The sequence below is a fragment of the Marinicella gelatinilytica genome, from assembly GCF_026410405.1.
Taxonomy (GTDB): domain Bacteria; phylum Pseudomonadota; class Gammaproteobacteria; order Xanthomonadales; family Marinicellaceae; genus Marinicella; species Marinicella gelatinilytica.
This window is the reverse complement of sequence record NZ_JAPMLN010000008.1, coordinates 1-16420: the sequence shown is the minus strand read 5'-3', so window position 1 is coordinate 16420 and position 16420 is coordinate 1. Positions and strand designations below refer to the sequence as shown.

Here is a 16420-nt window from a genome sequence, read left to right as displayed (position 1 = left end):
TTGTCATCGTAATGACTTTAGTATAACTAACTCACCACTTAATTATTGTTAAATCAGATGCAGGGAACCATCGAAGTCTTTTAAGGCGTCTTAATATCACCACAAATTACACAGTTTCGGCCTTTGTCTTTGGCCCGATACAGCGCCTTGTCAGCCGTTGTCAGCGCTTCATGCCAGGCTTTTTTATCGGTACCTTTCATTTGACTGACACCCACAGAGGCGGTCACCGAAATAATTTTATCCATGTAGTTAATTTCGGTTTGGGCGATGGCTGAAAGTAAATGGTCACAAAAATCAGACATAACATGTTTTGAGATATCATCCGTAATCAGCATAAACTCTTCGCCACCCCAACGCCCCACAAAACGCTGATCATTGGTGCACCCAAGCAAGGTTTGGGCCAATGCAATTAAAACCTCATCACCGGCTTCATGACCATATTGATCATTGATATGTTTAAACATATCCAAATCAATCAACCACATCAACCGAATTTTAGGCGGTTGTGGGAATTTTCGATTGGCCATCCATTCTCGTATCGCACGTCGATTACCCAATTGTGTTAAGGAGTCACGTATCGATATGGCATGAAGGCGTTTATTAACACGACGTTGCCAGAATAAAAAAGCCAGCACTAAAATTGATCCGAACACCACCAACATTAAAGTCAATTGTCGATTATGTTGTGCGGCGATAAGTTCTATTTTGTCTTTAGCTTGTTGCGCTTTTAATTCAGCCAATTCCTTGCGCTGCTGACTGTCACTTAATCGGGCCTGCATTTGTGCCATGGCTTCTTTATTAAAGCTGTCCTGAAATTCCGCGTCAATCTCTGCGGCCAATTTACGAACAGCCAGGGCTTTAAGCGGTCTTTGGACATCTTCATAGACATTGGCCAAAGCATATAAGGGATTATTAACACTCAGCAATTGCTCCCGATTTTCGTCTAATTGATAATATTGCCAGGCGGTATCAGCCTGTTGTAAAGCGCTTTGTGCTTGATCAAGTGCAATCAAAACCTCCGCATAAGCCACCAGCGTCCCATAATATTCAATGGATTGAATGGACTCTTTGGATAACAACGCCAACGCTTTTTCAATATACGCTAACGCCAGATTATGTGAATCCAAGGCATTATGCGCAACCGCCAATCCCGAATACACTTGCGCCACGCGACTGTCAGGCCATTGGTCGGTTATCATGGCTTCCACTTTTTCTAATAGCGGTAAGCTTTCTTTATAACGACCTTCACCATTTAAAGTAATCGCCAAATTAAACAGCACCGGGGCCTGATAACTGTTATCACCCAATTCCGCCATCAGTTTCAGTGCCAGATAATAATTAGCAATGGCCAGTTCATGCTCCCTGATCTGGGAATTAAGAACACCTAAATTACTCAAAATAGCAATTTGAGGCTTTTTCAAATTCAAAGACTCAGCCATATCCATGGCTTTTTGGTAATTATCAACGGCCGCAATGCGATTGCCGGTGCGATGAAAAATACTGCCGGTTCGGCGAAGTAAATCGACTTTATCCTCGCTGGCATCTAATTGAGTCGATAATGCTTCTAACTCTGTGGCTTTATTTTGTGCTTCATTTATTTCATTATTGTTGGCGTAAGCCCAGGCTGCACAGCCTAAAAACTGCCCATAGATAACCGCATTTTCTTCTTTTGACATATGAGACAGGATTGATTCTGCCAAAGTAATGGCTTGTTGCGGTTGGTCATCCTCCAATGATTTGCATTCAGTCAAAGATTGTTCTAATTCAGTTTCGGCAAACGCATAGCTACCAAAGCAAACAAATACAACAAAAAATAATGATAGAAAATTCAGATTATTATTTTTCACTTAACATGGGGCAAGACCCTAACAAAGAGTATTTAATTAAACCACAGATATCAACCACCCACAAAAAAACCATAACGAAGTGATTAAATTTTAAGCGATTAAACGCATTTATTTGTTAAGCAAGCTAACTTTTGACATTTATTTAAAAATATTTCAAATATTTGTCACTGAATCACACAAAAATATACGCCATTCATCAGCAAACTTTTGTTCAAAAAATTAGTTATAAAGTTGAAGTAATCATTAATATGCCCTTGCTGTTTAAAGATTGATTGACAACAATTACAACGTTCTATTTTTGCGAACAGTTCAATCTAATCATTCAATTTTACAAATCATTCGCCTGCGCTTATCATACACCCATCGAAACAATATTCTTTTTCTAAACTAAAAACCAAGGAGTTCATTATGATTAGTGTTGGTGAAAAATTTCCAGAATTTAAATTAACCGCTGTTGACGGTAAACCATTAGATGAAATCAATATCGATAACGTTTTTACCGAAATAACAGACCAAACCTATGCCGGAAAATGGCAAGTGATTTTCTTTTATCCAAAAGATTTTACTTTTGTCTGTCCCACTGAAATTGCCGCCTTTGGTGATTTGTACGAAGATTTTGCTGACCGGGATGCCCAGTTGCTGACCGCCAGTACCGATACAGAGTTCACCCATTGGGCGTGGCGTAAACACCAGGAAGAATTGCGTGATTTACCGATTCCGATGTTGGCAGATGTGAAACGAGAACTGACCGAAGCTTTGGGTATTTTAGATAAAAACGAAGGTGTGGCTCAACGTGCTGTGTTTATCGTAGATCCGGACGGTATTATTCGCTTCTCCATGACCACAGATTTAAACGTCGGTCGTAACCCGAAAGAAGTGATGCGTGTTCTCGATGCTTTACAAACCGATGAGTTATGCCCCTGTAACTGGAGCAAAGGCGACGAAACCATCGATTTAAAACAAGCCACTGCTTAAATATTACCCAAATCCATCCCGTGATCGCTTGGTCACGGGATGATTTTGACCCAACTATTTTCAGGAGTTTTCTATGTCTATTCAAGATTTAAAATCAGCCCTGCCTGATTATGCCAAAGACATTAAATTAAATTTGACCAGTGTCCTGACGGAAGAAGGCGCTACCGGTTTATCGGCTTCACAAATCGCCATGATTGCTCTGGGCTCAGCCTATGCCACCAAAGACAAGGTGGTTATCCAAAGTATTGCCGGTGAAGTCGCGGATGTTCTCAGCGAAACTGATGTGGAAGCCGTTAAAGCCGCCACCACCATTATGGCGATGAATAATATTTACTACCGTTTTACCCATTTGTGTAGTGATGACAGCTACGCCACATTACCGGCGAAATTGCGCATGAACGTGATGGCGCGACCGGGTATTGAAAAAGTCGATTTTGAACTGATTAGTTTAGCGGTTTCAGCCATTGAAGGTTGCGGCATGTGTATTGATTCCCATGTCAGCGCGATTGCCAAACACGGCATCAGCAAAGAAGGCATTCAATCCTCAATCCGCATCGCCGCCACCGTCAACGCTGTGGCACAAGCTTTGGCGATAAAAAACGCAAGCGAATAATAAATAAAATAGCGACACTAATCCAGCACCCCTTTTGTTCATCAAGTGTCTGAATTCATGTTTAGCAGAATAATAAAAGGCAATACTAATCGAACTTAAAAGGGTGCTGGACTTACCCACGAAACCCGTCTTATGCAGACGGGTTTTTTTGTGGCCACGAAATGTCTCTGCTATAATCCAAATTTATTATCTATAAGATAACAACATTTAGAAATCCCTATATTAATATTCCATATATATGAGTAAAATAACTTTCAGGTATTTTAGAGATCCAGACAATTTCTCTTTTAAACTTGATAAAACTTCAGCGTGTTCAATCTGTGGAAATAACGGGATATGGTTTGATGCTGGTGGTTTCTATGGCGAAAAAGAAATTGATTGCATCTGTGATGAATGCTTGATCGCAGGTAAGCTTGAGAATCTCGGAATTGAAACCAATGAAGCATTTGGTGATGATGAAAATAAAACGAATATCATTATCTACAATACACCCGCTTTACCAACATGGCAAAATAGAGTTTGGCCTTATGTTAATGGTGATTATTGCGTGTTTGAAAGATTAGCGTCAAAAGCAGATTTCATAAACAAAAACGAATTTATAAATTCATTCTCCGCCGAAGATGAAGAACAAACCGATTTAGACTGGTTATGGCAAACTCTACCAAACAACCGCATTACCAATCATCTTGAAGGGAATTTTAATGTCTCGGTTTACTTGTTTACTTGTCAAGACCGGAAATATTGTACATGGGACGTAAGTTAATTAGTCCCAGTGAACTCATCTAATAAATGGCGCCCGCAAGGGGCGCAGCTACGATAAAACCCTCCGTAGCTGCTGGGCTGACCTAAGGCGCTCTAATGTTGATGCCCTGCCTTGTCCAGCAACACTGTAAAAATACTACCTTTCATTCAAATACAAGATAATGATTGTTTTGCAACAAAATTAAAATAATAATCAAAATTGTCTTAAATAAATTTATAATAAATTCTAAGCTTAAAGTCTTGATCTAATATGTTTAAAAAACGCAAAGGGAAAGAAAAAAATTGAAAGAAAAAGAGGTTAAAATTGAGCTTCCAGAAGAAATTTATACGCTAATTAATTGGCATGAGGATGGCTTACCCGGTGTTGGTGTACTTAATTCCTCTTTAAAAGACTTTGAGCATCAATATATTTTTAGTTGGCACTTAACTGTAGTAATTTATTTTGAGGAATTGATCGAAAATGGTATGCCTTCAATAGAAGAAAGAGAGATTGTTGACCCATTTGGAGATAAATTAGAAAAGGATATTAAGGCGGGAGGTAATGCGCTTTTCCTTATTAGAGAAACGTGGAATGGTACGAGAAGCTTAATCTGGCGAGTCTATGACCCTGAAATAGCCGATCAACACCTCAAAAACATAAATAAGTACAATCAATATCCGCGCCAATTTAATTGGCATATGAGCCAAGATTTGAATTGGGAAAAAGCGCAATGGCACTTCGACCAATTAGAAAACAATAATCAAGATAAAGTTCATTAACGGCCTGAATGGATATTTAGCGCCTTGCCCGAAACAGACGTTTCATCTGTGAAAATTATAGTCCGAAGCATCACCATTCAAGTAAATAGAAGCCAATCGCGTCGTCCTCGGGCACCGACCCGGGGACCCATCTTCAATAATGATGTACAGGTGAATTTCTGTATGTCGTTCAATAATCACGATTAAAAGCTACGCTTTTGTATGCTTCGCATACTGGGTCCCCGTGTCAAGCACGAGGACGACGCGGATAGTGGTTTTCATCACTTTGGAGAATCTCTAACGAAAAAATAGATAATTTAATTAACCCCGTTGAGATTCTCGAACGTATATAGGGGTACTTAACAAACGAGAATCGCTATGAAACACCTTTTATTTATTTTATTTTTTGCTTTACTCACTGCCTGTGCCGGGCAACAGCCTGAACCTTCTGAAAAAAACAAACCGATCGCACCGGAAGTCGATACCGGTCAACCGGTTGTGGTTGAGAAAAAGGAACAGGAAGCGCAGGTCAGTCTTTACGAACAAGGTGAAATTACCGTCACCGGATCTCGCATAAGTCGAACATCAAATTTGGCCGCCGATAGCATTGGTATGCCGATGCCCTCACCGCTGCAAATACCGTCGCAAGATCGAGAGAATTACAAGCAGTTTGATGATATGAGTGTGCAATCGGTGTTGAAGCAGCCGGTGTCTACTTTTTCCATCGATGTCGATACCGGCAGTTATGCCAATATGCGTCGGTTTTTAAACAGCGGGCAATTGCCACGCAAAGATGCCATTCGCACCGAAGAGCTGATTAACTATTTCAGTTATGATTATGATGCACCGGATAATCTAAATACACCCTTTGCTTCGCACATCGAACTCGCACCTTCACCGTGGAATAAAGACGCGCATTTATTGCACATCGGTTTAAAAGGTTATGAAGTCCCGGTTAAAAACCGTCCCGCTGCCAATCTGGTGTTTTTATTGGATGTCTCCGGTTCCATGAACAGTCCCGATAAAATCGGTCTTTTAAAGTCGGCTTTAAAACTGTTATCCAGGCAACTGAATGCCGATGATCGCGTATCAATCGCCGTGTATGCCGGTGCTGCGGGAACTGTGTTAGAACCAACACCGGGTAATAACCAGGCCAAAATTGCGGCGGCATTAGATCAACTGTCCGCCGGTGGTTCCACCCATGGCTCAGCCGGTATTCATCTGGCCTATCAACTGGCGGAACAGAGCTTTATTAAAGACGGTATTAACCGAATATTAATTGCCACCGATGGTGACTTTAATGTCGGCACAACCAACTTTGAAGCACTCAAAGAACTGGTGGAGAAAAAACGTGAACAAGGTGTGTCTTTAACCACCCTGGGTTTTGGTACCGGCAATTACAACGACCATCTGATGGAACAACTGGCCGATGTCGGCAATGGTAATTACGCTTACATTGACACCATTAAAGAAGCCAATAAAGTGCTGGTGGAACAAATGAACGGTACTTTATTCACCATTGCCAAAGACGTTAAAATTCAAATTGAATTTAATCCCAATACCGTGTCCGAATACCGTTTAATCGGATATGAAAACCGGCAGTTAAATGAAGAAGATTTTGACAATGACAAGGTTGATGCGGGCGACATTGGTGCCGGTCATACAGTCACCGCCATTTATGAAATTGTTTTGACCGGCAATAAAGGCTGGTTACCTGAATCACGTTACCAGAATGCCGATAATTCAAAACAACATGGCAAAGAGCTGGCTTTTTTGAAAATCCGCTATAAAAAACCCGACAGTGATACCAGCCAGCTATTGACCTGGCCGATTGAGAAAAATCAGATGAAAGATTTAAACAAGGTCAGTGATGCTTTTGGATTTTCTGCCGCGGTGGCCGCCTTTGGTCAACAATTACGCGGTGGCACGTATCTCAAAGATTTTGATTACGACGCCATTCGATCATTGGCCAATCAAAACAAAGGCCACGATGCCTTCGGTTATCGTGGTGAGTTTGTGCAGCTGGTGTCTTTGGCGCAATCTCTGTCGAAACAATAAAGTATTCGCGCCACGTTGGTTTCGTTTTACAATAACACCATGCTTAAGCGTGTTCATGGGAAAACAATCAGCCAACAAAGTGATGAACAATTGATGGTTATGTACGCCAATAACACACATCACGCCCAGCGGGCCTTTGCCGTTCTTTATGAACGCCACAAAGGCCCGCTGTATCGCTTTGTCTTAAAATCAATTAATAACGAGACGCAAGCGGATGAACTGTTTCAGGACCTGTGGTTTCGGATTATCCAACATAAAGACAACTTTAATGCCAAGCAGACATTTACCACCTGGGCCTACACCATCGCCCGACGCTTATTGATTGATTATTACCGTAAACAGGGTAAACGCTATGAACAGGCGTTTGATGAATCGATATCGGAACATCATCATGAAACAACAGGGCATTACCAGTTACCCGAACAGGCTCTACAACAAAAGCGTCATGCCAAAGCCCTGCATAAAGCGGTCACTGAATTACCGCCGGATCAGCGGGAAGTGTTCCTGCTGTTTCACGAGGGTGATTTAACCTTGCAACAAATCGCCGAAATCACCCATCAACCCAAAGAGCGCATCAAAAGCCGCTACCGTTATGCGCTGAAGAAACTTAAAAACACCTTACAGGTGCTGTTATGAACCACAAAGACCCACACATCGATCAGCTTTATCAAAAAGGTGACAAAACCCAACCACCAAAATCCATTGATGACGCCATTTTAGCGCATGCGGAGCAAGCCCATCAATCGACACGATTGGGCCGTTTACGACCGTGGCTGGCGGCGGCTTCGGTTTTATTCGCCCTACCCATTCTGTGGCTGATGCTGGAACAACCTGAACTACAACAAGTCCGACAAGAATCTTTACAACCGGAACCCATTCCCAGCGCACCTGTTTCTAACCACAGCCCCAAACCAGATGTCAAATCCAAACCCGCCACATCCGCAGAGGATAGGAACGCACAAGACAAAATCACCGTCACCGGCTCACGTATAAAACGTCAAGAATCGGAATCAGATATGGCCGGTCTGGAAGCACCGATCACAGCAGCAAAAAGTCGCGCAGCAACAAAAGAAGCTCATCAAGAATTTTCAGAATTAAAAGCTGAACAAGAACCCTTGGCTGAAGACAGTCTGCAATCTGCGCCGGCAATCTTACCGGTTAACAATCAAATGCAGCAGATACCAAAATCGATAACCGATTTAATCGAACGCATAAAACCAGAAAAACTGACCGAAACTGAACAAACTTTGTGGCAGGATTTAGAACAGCAGATTGCCCATCAACAATGGCAAAAAAGCCAAAAAACACTGCAACAGTTGAAAGAAACCCACCCTGAGATTAACTTCGACCCACTGCAATTAAAGCTGAAGCAATTATCCTCAGATTGACTAACTTCACATTTTTGTCAATGCTGAGACATTACAATAAAAACATGACTTTGAAGATAAAAACACAGCTTAAACACATCGTAACCATTCTGTTGGTTTTGATCACAAGTCTGTCTTTTGCACAAACGCCTGCGACACCCGGCACTTGTCTCAGTAACGATGAATGGAACTTACTAAATCTGGTCAATCAATACCGCACTGATAATGGCAAAACTGCTGTTGCCTATTCAAATGTTCTCAATACTGTGGGGCAATGGCATGCCGAGGATGCACTTATTAATGGTGGCAGCTTATTTACCCCAAGTTGTAACCTACACAGTTGGTCGAATGATATGCCCCATCTCTGGTCTGGGATGTGTTACACCGAAGATCACGCCCAAGCCCAGAAAATGTGGGATAAACCCCGCGAAATCAGTGCTGGCAGCTACACCGGTAACGGTTATGAAAATGCCGCTTGGGGCTACCCGACTCCGGCTGCTGCACTGAATGGTTGGAAAAATAGTCCCGGCCATAATGACGTTATCTTAAACCAGGGCATCTGGAGCAGCCCCACCTGGCGCGCCATGGGTGTCGGTATTCGTGGGTCTTATTATTATCTGTGGTTTAGTGACACCACCGACAATTCTACACCGTTGTCGCTTTGTGATGACGTTATATTTAGCCATGGTTTTGAGTAAATGTAATGGACTGAACTTGTCTCAATACAACCTTCAATTAGGATCATGATCAAACAAAAAACCTTTAAAAATGTGTCAATTTTTATAACTTTTTTTGAAATACGTCACATTCTTTATATGAAAACTCATTGTTTTTATCAAAATACCCAACTAAAACCCGCTTTTATGTGACGGAATTCACGTTTTACAGTAAAGTAGATTCACGAGACCATCCCCCAGAGAACCTTATGAAAAAACGAATTTATGTATTCTCCGTCTTATGGACATTAAGCCATTTCGCCATGGCCGGCTCACCGGTTAATTGCTCACCCAATACCAGCACATCTTTCCAGAATTATTTAAACCGCGCCTATACAGTGTCCAATGATAATCTAGGCAATATGGCCTTAGCCAGCCAGTGCACTAACTTAACGGACAAACATAATTTAGGCAACTTATCGGCTTGTGGTGCCATAATGAACCCGATTAACGGTCTGGGTCTAAATCCGATGGATCAATTACTCTATGGCTTGATGCCCACCGACAGTCGCGGTATAGGCACCCATTTGGAAATGCCTCCTACTTTTCCAATGCCACAAAAGCTTGGTGATTTTATGAAAGCGGATCCTGTGGACGTTTTCCGCATTGGTAATGATGGCGGCTATGAAAACATCGGGTTCATTCAGCCGCCATCAGAAACCGCTACTTCTGGCGATATTCACCAAGTGGTACCAATTGTTCATTCAGCGGCCACTTTTAATGAATCCGGTGATTATTTTTTACTGGCTTACCGCACCAATTATGAATCATCAGGTTCTTTACTTGCCGGCACTGCCAAGGTCGAATACCAAATGCCACAAATTGTCATTGGCCAGGTCAGCCATGCCAGTTTAGCCACCGCATCAGGCGGCAATCTACCCACTGTCTGGCTAGATGTGGATGTAAGCAGTGACCAAGCATGCACCGATGTAATGACAGAATTCCAAAACCAAACGAATATTTTTTCTACTTGTGTGGTCAACAACTTTAGAAATAACGGTAATTATAATCAGGCGGTAGATACTTGCCTGACACAAACAAACATTATGGATAAAGGTATTCACGATTTTGCTGTCAGTCCTTATGGCGATAACCATTTTTATGCTTATGACTCACAAACTTACAGCGACAAAGATGTCTTGATAGATGTCGACCCGAACACCATGACCGCTGCTTGCAGCGAATTTACTGATGTTGGTAATCTGACAGGCCGACTCACCAGCCTGATGTTTTCTCAACAAAATAAATTAGTGGCCTTATTTGCCGATGAAAGTAACGGTATTTGGATTGATGTCACAGCAGGTACCAGCTATGGTGATTTTAATTTAATCGCTACACCGGTAACACCCTTCCCTCACGGTGATGGCAGTAGCTTGCCTTTTAATCCTCTTAAAAGTTTACGCGGCGCCTTAGCCGATTTGATTTTCAAAAATGGTTTTGAAGATTTTATTTTTGCCAATGGCTTTGAAGGGGATGAACCACCACCTCCAACTTGCCCAGTATTCTGATTAGGAAATGCGCGATCATATTACAGCCTGAAGATGGTCGCTTTTTCTCTCCCATCTAAGTCCTTAATTAGCTCAAACAAAAATATATGATGACAACCTGGCTTTTTTGCTATAATCATTAGCAAGGGCAGACGATAACTCGTCAAAAGCAGGGGAAAGATCATGAATATTTTAGTAATACCAGAGTTGCTTGGCGACAACTCAGCGCGACATCTCAAGCTATGCCGCAGCCACTTTCAAAAACAACACCTAATAAATCTCAGCAACACTCAGCAACCCGAGTCAAACCATGAATGACTCAGATCCTATTGGTTTCATTTGTATTCTATTAGTGATACTACTGGTGGCCATTTCTCTGGCTAACTGGCTGAAACGTAACTTACAACTTTCCTTAGCAGCTTGCTTTGTGCTTGTCGGTTTTATTGCTATCAACGGTTTGAGTCTGTTTATTTCAATTCCGACTTTGAGTTATGATCAAATTCATAACCTAACGACATATCTTTTATTGCCGATTATTCTGGCTGATGCCGCCTATCGCTTTAATCTCCATCATTTACGTCACCAACGCTGGCGCCCAATGATGTTACTACTACCGACCTTTGTATTGTCTTTTGGATTCGCTGCTTTATTTATTTTTTGGGGTTTAAACAATTATTTAGAGACGCCTATAATCATCATAATAGCGACGGCTTTGCTGTTATTTATCACAGATTTTTCACCCCCTCGTAAAACTTTATCCATGGTGAAATCCATGCATGAAATATATCCTGAAAAGGCACGACAACATCTTGGTCTGGTACAAATTGAACCTCTCGTTATCAGCGTACTGGCTTTAATACTGTTTTTGGCTGTGGCTTCCTTAACTGCAATGGATACTGCCGAAGAGTTTATTTGGCCAAACCTTACATGGTATTGGCTTTATTGGCTATGGGCCTTGTTGGGCGGTGTGGTATTTGGCTTTGTTTGGGGTATTATTGGCGGCTTAATCAGTACTAATATTCAAAATTATCGAATTAATATTCTGCTACTGATCACCATTAGCTGGTTATCCTATCTCAGCAGTCAGCATTATTTCGGGGTCTCCGGCATCATGTCTATGTTAACCAGCGTCCTTATTATGAACAAAGCCCACAGCCAATTTTTATCACCACGAGAAATACTGTATGTGCGCGGCATATCACGCAACCTTCGTTATTTTGCCAGTATCGTTATTTACGGAATTGTGATATATCAATTAGATTTTGATTTATTGAAAAATCATTGGTTTGCTATGCTGTTATCGGTGGCCGTTTTTATCATCAGCCGTGGTATCGGGTTATACGGTTTCTTACCTCTGATGTCTCAGTTAACTGGCAGCCAAATGAGTCTTTTAACACGCCATTTATTATTCCTAAGCACCACCCACAGCAGTCTTATCTTATTAGCCGTTTGGCTGTTACCGGCAGACGTTCCGGCCAGAGACAGCTATCAAGCCATGGCCATTGCCTTAGTGCTGTTCAGCATATTTGTACAACGACCCAACCTTCCAACGCTATTTAAAAATTTAACACTAACGAAACCTGTACGACGTATTAATTTACTTAAATCCTAACAGAGAACTTATCGCTGCTCATTTAATACCTTTTACGGCGATGCTCTTGCTCCATATAATCCAACTGAACAAGGGCTTGGTTTAATTTTTCAATTAAAAACTGACGCTCTCCAACCATGTTTTCATTGTCTCGCTTAACAACATCCAAGCGGTCAACCAACTGCCTACGCTCATTACTGCTTAAGCGATCATTCAATAAATCGGCCCGCAGATTTTCCCACTCATGATCTAAGTCCGCCATATTCTGCTCAATGCCTTTAATATCCGATTCAATTTGAGCCACCAATTGACGCTGCTGATACAGCTCATTGCCCCGCTGGTATGCTTGCTGAAACTCACGCCCCTCACGACCGGCGCAGACACCATGGTATTTATTATTCAGCAAACCTTCTTCATAACCTTTTTCGGCGGTACAGTAACGACGTAATCCGGCTTCCCGCCCCGTTAACCATTCCGACAAATCAGTTCTAACCCCATGCTTGGAACAGGCTTTTCGGTGCTTCTCCAAATAAGTTTCCGGCTCACCTTTGACACCATCACTAAATCCAATCTGATACCAATCCGCACTCAAGCATTCGTTTTCATTTAAAGTTGCACAGCCGGACATAATCCCTGCCAGCAGCATAACCATTACCATCACTTTAACTTGTCTCAACATATCCGCCCTTTATTTATAAAATTTAAAATCAACATTATCCCTGCTCAAGCTAACATTAGCAAACAGCTAACCTAAAAACGGTGCAATCAGTCACAAATTAAAGCAATCAAAATACCTTTAACACAGACATCCCTAGAGTAAAATCACACTAAACGAACTATTATTTAAATTCTGACTTATAAAATAACCAGGCAGCCATTAACCACATTAAAGTAAAGAATATTGATAAAAACCATACATCCCACGGCCAAACAGGTCCAGAGACACCCCAGTCCAGCAGCCAGGCAAGTACCGCAATTAATACCTGTAAAAAGCCCAAAATCAACATCAAATATACCATTGGCAAAGGTCGGAACCGCTGCCATAAAGCACCCATCACACCCAATCCAAGTGACGCGCTATACAGCATATTGACATCATTATTTGAGTCCCCAATAATGCCCACCGCCCCATTCACCCAAAACAGCAAAAAAGAACTCAGCATGACCAGCACCCAAGCCCAATAATAAAACCGATCCCCCGGTCGTTTAGCCACCACCCAACGAACAAACAAAGCCATTAAAACAAGCAAAACAATTAACGGTAAAAAGACCATAACATTTCCCCAAAAAGAGAATCTATTGTAACGCCAAATAATGACAAACAAGCGATGGTTTATGCCCCTAAAATGACACAGCCAATAAAATGATTGACTGAAAATCCAAACAAGGATGTTGCCAAGTAATCACACAATCAAATATTAATTATTGCATGACGCCTCAACAGATTGTGCTGACTTTTATTGTATTCCCGCTCTGCGGATTTTAAACAATATCCGCCGAAAGCCCCTTGTTCCAATCGTAAGGTATAAACCAATCCCAAACTCAATAAACGTCGTTAATAAATCAATAACATACTCAGACAATAAATGTGTGTTCATTTCTGCACTATAAATATGCCAGATCCACGCACAATTATAAAAAATATCCGGAATTGACCTGGCCAATAACACCACCCCAATAATCACAAAAGCAGATATGATTAGATTTGAAATATGGATATTTTCGCTATCATCTTCATTTACTTTCCTCGGCACAAACCACTGAGCTAAAGTAACCGGGAATACAAGCATTATCATTATCACAACAAGGTATATAACACCCCATGTCAATGTCACCCAATTTAAAAGTTGCCCGGCATCAGCACCGTATTCGTCAACAAATGAATAGGCATAAAAATACTGCAAAGACATGATTATAAATTTAATTAAAAAATAGGCACCCAAAATTCTAATGCCCGTGGCCAATAGACGTATGACACTCATTTTATACTCTTTTTTTTATTATTCTCGTTCCAAGCTGCAGAGACTGAGAGCGAGGAAACATCAGTTTTGTTGTCACAACATATTAAGTTCATAGGTGTTTTCTTTAAAATTAATAATTAACATCCTATTGTTAGAACCTGAAACTGATTTTTTATTTCCACTGTTCGCATATGTAGATATATTGGGTATATTACAAACCCAAACAAAATGCCCATCTGCAACACTTTTATCAATCTCACAGCTTGTATTAGTATGATTTATAGAGCCACTTAAATCTGACAAAACTGACTGCGCCATACGCTCAATATAAACTTTTTTAATGACACCTCCATGATTTTGCGCATTGTGCACCCATGATTTTCTTAATTGATATGTATTTTCTTTAAAGTTGAGATTAAGCATCCACTCACCCGTATCTGGTGGTGTTGTTAGAAATTTACCTTTAATTTCTACAGGTTTCGGTTTTAGAAAACAAACCCAAATATAGCTACCATCTTCTGTCCTAGGGTCACTTGCACATTCTGAGTCCATTGCTTCACCCAGTTCTTTAACATCAGCGAAAATGGTTTCAGCTATCTGTCCAATATACGATCTTTTTATCACAAATACTTTTTGTTGAGAACCTATCCCTTCTATGTGATTTTCGTGCTTGCTATTAACCAAAGCGCATGAAGGCAACATGACAACTGTTAGCAAAATATAATTTAATTTCATGGTTTTAACTGATGATATCATAATGTGAATCTGGGATAGCCACTTTATTCTCGTTCCCACGCTCCGGAGACTGTGAAACAACTAAATCTTAAATAAATAACTTTATAGAAGTTAAAATAAATATATTGTATATTGGAGTTATGAGTAATGTTATTAAAAAATCTATTACCGATCCACTAATAAGGAATAACTCGACTTGGCAAGACAGGTGGGAAGATCATGATATGGGCTTAATTACCTGCTGGGAACAAGGTCGATTATTAGCCCAAAACAATCCATTGATTTCAGAAAAAGCTAAAAACAACGAACTTCCGATTTTACCGTGGAAGGGTGGTTATTCTATAAAAGTACAAAAAGCCGATCGAAATTTTCAATTTTAGCAAGAAGGTATGCACCCACAATTAATTGAAACGGAAACTGTATTAAAACAAAAAATTGCCTATATTCATCAAAACCCAGTCAAAAGAGGTTATGTTGACAAAGCCGAACATTGGAGCTATTCCAGCGCCCGAAACTACGCCGGCCAATCCGGTCTTATTGAAATCCACCAGAACTGGTAGCTATGCATTCCCACGCCGGAGCATGGGAACGAGATGAAAAGTACTGAAATAAGCACTATTTTGGTTTTTTAATGTTTCTATATGCTGTGCAAACATGTTTAGGTAAGAATATATATTTCTCAATTTCTTCAAGTAAATCTGGGTTAAGAGATAAAGGAGGGTTTTCAGCTATAAAATGTATTTTTTGCTTTACAACATTTCTGTTTTTTAATCCAAAGAAGGCGTTTTGCCATATCAAAGCTTTTCTAGAAAAGTACTCTTTATTAGCAACAATTTCCTCAAGCTTCCCATTAACATTTGGAATTTTTTTTGAATTTTTAAAATTATTATGACTTGTTCTTATTAAATTGACATTATTGTTTAATTGAGAGCGATATTCTCCATCTAAAAAAATACTGTAGTTCATTTGATAACAATAATGTCGAATTTCCCAAACGCATTTATCAAGCAACACCAGTTTTGGTCCATCTACATAATAAGAGTAATTAAAATACCGGTTTGTGCCAAATTTATCAAGGTGTTCAATTAATTTATCACTTGATGGGCTTAAAAATAATTCAAAAGGTAATTGGACTGATAAGTCGTATAAATTTTTTAAGCTATGTGTCCGTTCAGTACATTTTATTCTATTAAGTAAAAGTATTGTTTTGAAATACTTTTCTATACACTGTAATGATTGCCAGTGAAACTGTGGAATTAATCCCGAACGATAACAAAGCCTCGCAGCTATATAATCCAAATCAGCCGTATCTCTAAAAGTTCTAATTGCAAAACCATCAATTTCAGGATTTTCAAATTCTAATGGGCCCAATGTTTATACTCGTATTTTTTATAATGATATTTATGGCTTATAAGTATAAACCAAAATGGTAAATAGTCGAACCTGAAGAATTCACTTCAGCACCAATGAACTTGGTGAATAAATTAGACATTGGCGGGTATTTGTAGTGAATTTATTCAAGGCCCAATAAAAAGCCTTCAACAACTTAGCAAAGTTGAAGGCAGCGGCT

Annotated in this window: 18 protein-coding genes; 12 read left to right on the top strand and 6 right to left on the bottom strand. The window is 40.4% G+C overall.

Annotated elements, in window-relative coordinates; all coding sequences use genetic code 11:
* Window positions 1-80: 80 nt before the first annotated feature.
* Window positions 81-1847 (bottom strand): diguanylate cyclase, encoded by a 1767-nt coding sequence (locus OS173_RS06595; protein ID WP_267183484.1) that lies wholly within the window; start codon window positions 1845-1847, stop codon window positions 81-83.
* A gap of 408 nt (window positions 1848-2255) precedes the next feature.
* Between OS173_RS06595 and OS173_RS06590 the strand changes: the two genes are divergently transcribed.
* From OS173_RS06590 to OS173_RS06545, 10 genes are all read left to right on the top strand, one after another.
* Window positions 2256-2822, top strand: coding sequence for a peroxiredoxin (locus OS173_RS06590; protein WP_267183483.1), 567 nt, complete (start codon window positions 2256-2258; stop codon window positions 2820-2822).
* Window positions 2823-2895: 73 nt separating this feature from the next.
* Window positions 2896-3435, top strand: coding sequence for a carboxymuconolactone decarboxylase family protein (locus tag OS173_RS06585; protein WP_267183482.1), 540 nt, complete (start codon window positions 2896-2898; stop codon window positions 3433-3435).
* A gap of 238 nt (window positions 3436-3673) precedes the next feature.
* Entirely contained in the window at window positions 3674-4198 is a 525-nt protein-coding gene (locus OS173_RS06580) for a CbrC family protein (protein ID WP_267183480.1), read from the top strand.
* A 281-nt stretch (window positions 4199-4479) separates the two neighbouring features.
* Window positions 4480-4956 (top strand): DUF695 domain-containing protein, encoded by a 477-nt coding sequence (locus tag OS173_RS06575; RefSeq protein WP_267183479.1) that lies wholly within the window; start codon window positions 4480-4482, stop codon window positions 4954-4956.
* 357 nt (window positions 4957-5313) lie between these two features.
* Window positions 5314-6993 carry a vWA domain-containing protein gene (locus tag OS173_RS06570; protein ID WP_267183478.1) on the top strand — a complete coding sequence of 560 codons (1680 nt, stop codon included), beginning with the start codon at window positions 5314-5316 and terminating at the stop codon, window positions 6991-6993.
* Window positions 6994-7032: 39 nt separating this feature from the next.
* Window positions 7033-7629, top strand: coding sequence for a sigma-70 family RNA polymerase sigma factor (locus OS173_RS06565; protein WP_267183477.1), 597 nt, complete (start codon window positions 7033-7035; stop codon window positions 7627-7629).
* Entirely contained in the window at window positions 7626-8381 is a 756-nt protein-coding gene (locus tag OS173_RS06560; protein ID WP_267183476.1) for a hypothetical protein, read from the top strand. The genes OS173_RS06565 and OS173_RS06560 overlap by 4 nt, the downstream gene beginning before the upstream one ends.
* 44 nt (window positions 8382-8425) lie before the next feature.
* The gene (locus tag OS173_RS06555; protein WP_267183475.1) at window positions 8426-9058 is read left to right on the top strand and encodes a CAP domain-containing protein; all 633 of its coding nucleotides are present in this window, start codon (window positions 8426-8428) and stop codon (window positions 9056-9058) included.
* A gap of 227 nt (window positions 9059-9285) precedes the next feature.
* Window positions 9286-10584, top strand: a complete 1299-nt coding sequence (locus OS173_RS06550) for a hypothetical protein (protein ID WP_267183474.1) — start codon at window positions 9286-9288, stop codon at window positions 10582-10584.
* A gap of 289 nt (window positions 10585-10873) precedes the next feature.
* Window positions 10874-12175, top strand: a complete 1302-nt coding sequence (locus OS173_RS06545) for a cation:proton antiporter domain-containing protein (RefSeq protein ID WP_267183473.1) — start codon at window positions 10874-10876, stop codon at window positions 12173-12175.
* Between the two features lie 22 nt (window positions 12176-12197).
* Here the strand turns inward: OS173_RS06545 and OS173_RS06540 are convergent, their stop codons facing one another.
* The 4 genes from OS173_RS06540 to OS173_RS06525 form a co-directional block, all read right to left on the bottom strand.
* Window positions 12198-12833 (bottom strand): DUF2799 domain-containing protein, encoded by a 636-nt coding sequence (locus OS173_RS06540; RefSeq protein WP_267183472.1) that lies wholly within the window; start codon window positions 12831-12833, stop codon window positions 12198-12200.
* Between the two features lie 160 nt (window positions 12834-12993).
* Window positions 12994-13428, bottom strand: a complete 435-nt coding sequence (locus OS173_RS06535; RefSeq protein ID WP_267183471.1) for a hypothetical protein — start codon at window positions 13426-13428, stop codon at window positions 12994-12996.
* 183 nt (window positions 13429-13611) lie between these two features.
* Window positions 13612-14064, bottom strand: coding sequence for a hypothetical protein (locus tag OS173_RS06530; RefSeq protein WP_267183470.1), 453 nt, complete (start codon window positions 14062-14064; stop codon window positions 13612-13614).
* A gap of 144 nt (window positions 14065-14208) precedes the next feature.
* Window positions 14209-14850 carry a hypothetical protein gene (locus tag OS173_RS06525; protein ID WP_267183469.1) on the bottom strand — a complete coding sequence of 214 codons (642 nt, stop codon included), beginning with the start codon at window positions 14848-14850 and terminating at the stop codon, window positions 14209-14211.
* 140 nt (window positions 14851-14990) lie between these two features.
* On the opposite strand from OS173_RS06525, the gene OS173_RS06520 reads away from it, so the two are divergent.
* Both OS173_RS06520 and OS173_RS06515 read left to right on the top strand, forming a co-directional pair.
* Window positions 14991-15230 (top strand): hypothetical protein, encoded by a 240-nt coding sequence (locus OS173_RS06520; protein WP_267183468.1) that lies wholly within the window; start codon window positions 14991-14993, stop codon window positions 15228-15230.
* Window positions 15231-15239: 9 nt separating this feature from the next.
* Window positions 15240-15410, top strand: a complete 171-nt coding sequence (locus tag OS173_RS06515; protein ID WP_267183467.1) for a hypothetical protein — start codon at window positions 15240-15242, stop codon at window positions 15408-15410.
* Window positions 15411-15465: 55 nt separating this feature from the next.
* Here OS173_RS06515 and OS173_RS06510 read toward each other — a convergent pair whose 3' ends face one another.
* Entirely contained in the window at window positions 15466-16221 is a 756-nt protein-coding gene (locus OS173_RS06510) for a HEPN domain-containing protein (protein WP_267183466.1), read from the bottom strand.
* Window positions 16222-16420 lie beyond the last annotated feature (199 nt).